The organism is Candidatus Parvarchaeota archaeon, from assembly GCA_016866895.1.
GTDB lineage: Archaea > Micrarchaeota > Micrarchaeia > Anstonellales > VGKX01 > VGKX01.
The window spans coordinates 1-2,224 of record VGKX01000180.1 but is presented as its reverse complement, the minus strand read 5'-3'; the positions used below and the strand labels follow the sequence as shown (position 1 = coordinate 2,224).

General features: G+C 47.1%; 1 protein-coding gene. It reads right to left on the bottom strand.

Annotated elements, in window-relative coordinates; translation table 11 throughout:
• Positions 1-654: hypothetical protein (locus tag FJZ26_05680; GenBank protein ID MBM3229898.1), on the bottom strand; the 654-nt coding region annotated here is incomplete at its 3' end.
• Positions 655-2,224 lie beyond the last annotated feature (1,570 nt).

Sequence of the window (2,224 nt, the reverse complement as noted above, 5' to 3'; positions counted from 1 at the left end):
CAGGCCTTCACCGTAAGAGGGCAATTTCAGGATTTTTTCCATATCAGAAACGTTGTTTGCAATAGTGCTGCTGCCTTTTCCCTTGAACTCTTCATTTCTGTCGCAAGCAAACATGCAGGACATGCCATACACGCCGGAAGCTGAACCAAAAACAAGCGGTTTTTTTGCACTTTTCGCAGCCCGTGCAAGCACCACCTTTGGGTATGGGTTGTCAAGGCAGTCAAGCACAACATCGGCCCAGTTGCACATGCTTTTTGCAAGTTTTTCATCAAGCTTTTTGCGGCTTGTCTGCACGTTTGCCCCAGGATTAACAGATAACACAAACTCCTTTGCAGCATCAACTTTGTAATCGCCCAGGTTTTTTGCTGTTGCAAAAGCCTGCCTGTTGAGGTTTGAGACTTCAAATACGTCAAAATCGCAAAGCCAGAAGTTTTCAACACCTGCACGCACAAGGTTTGAAAGAGCAGCACAGCCCAGGCCTCCAAGCCCCACAAGCGCAATTTTAGCTCCTTTTAGTTTTTTCTGCTGGGACAGATTCAAAGTGCCCTGCCCGATGTTGCGGGAGAAGGCACTTGGGTAGGAGAATTGGTTTGTTCTATTTGCATTCATTAAAACACTTTTATTTTCAAGATTAGGATGAAACTGAAGCAGCATCTCTTATGTATTTCCATTGGGGGGTTTAGAAAGGGGGCACATGCCCCCTTCTTGCGGGTGGAGGGATTTGAACCCACGTAGGCGCTAGGCCACGGGATTGCTTAGTGAATTTAGACGCTTTTCGACAGCCAAAAGGTTTTTTGGTTGAGCTTTTTTGCAAGCGTTAGCGCAGCAAAAAAGGTCACTTAAGTCCCGCCCATTAGACCAGGCTCTGGTACACCCGCAAGTGTTATTGGTGCGCCCAAGGTTAAAAAGATTGCCAGGGACAAAGGCAAGCTGACACTGCTGTTACAGACAATGAGTATCATGGGCAGAAAGCTTTCTGAAGGTGCGGAAGGCCAGGCCAATATTTCCTGCTTCGAGCCCTCATGCTGATTTGGCTTGTCTTGAGTGTTTTTTCAACCGTTCCTTCAGTTTTGCAAAAGCTTCCGGTTTTGCCATAATGGCCCTGATAATTTCTGCCATGCTGTCGGTGAGCGCATAGCTGAACTCCGCGCTTTGGTCAGAGCCGTATTTGTGGTCAAGCTCGTGCACATAAGTGGCAAGCGCCTCATGAAAGCTGCCAGATAGCACCTGCCGCGAAATCCAGACATAGCAATCAGCATGCTGGCCCAGTATTGCGCTTTTTTCTTCTTCGGTGTCAAAAATGAATACTTCCTTGTTCTCCTTTTTAAGAAGCTTTGCAGCACGCTGCAAAATCCTTATTCTGGCTTTTTCCTCACGGGTTGGCTTCAGCTTCATGTGCGACTGCATCTCCTTATACCTCTGGCTTGTTGTCTTCATGCCAAGCCCGGCAAATTCTTTAGGGACTAGTGTGTAGCCTGCAGCCTTAAGTGCGGAATTGATGGAAGGATTGAATGGCGTGTCCTCGGCCAGATATTGCTCCTCAAATTCCGGCCTGGAGCCAAGTTTGGCAAGCCTATCCACCAGCTTCTCAAAAAAGCAATAGCTTGTTTCAAACGCATTTATATCGTGCCATATTGGCTTGATGGAAAACAAGGCATCCTCAAGTTTTGCCTTGTGTGTTTTTTCGAATGTTTTGCCCAGGGCTGCTGCCAAATCGTCTTGGCTGATTCTTGCGCGGTCCCTGTCTTTTGGCAATATGTCGGCTTTGTAAAGCCAGAGGTTAAAGTGGTTTAGAGTATTCCATGAATCAAACAGATAATGAACCCTTTGGCCGCCCACATACAGGTTTCCACTTGCCACCTGCTTTTCACCAGTGAGAAGCTTGAAGCCAAATTGACCTTTGACATCGAAAGTTGGATTGAGAAAATCCTTGTTTTCTGAATGGAAAAAAAGATTTTTGGCTTGAAGGATTGTTGCCGCCGAATTCATTTCCTGGGCAACAAGCTCGATATAATTGCCAATGACTTGCGGGTGTCCGTGGGTTATTTTTGCAAAAAGCCCTTTTGAGTTAAGAGGGTATTTCTCGATTGGGACGGTGTCGAGGTGGAATTCCACTTGCCAGTCCTCGCAGGCAAACTTCACCGACTTGAAGCCATAGTCGCGCAAAAGCACCAGGGAGAGGATTTTTGTCCCTTCGCCAAAGCCGCCCACATCCACCCCTGCA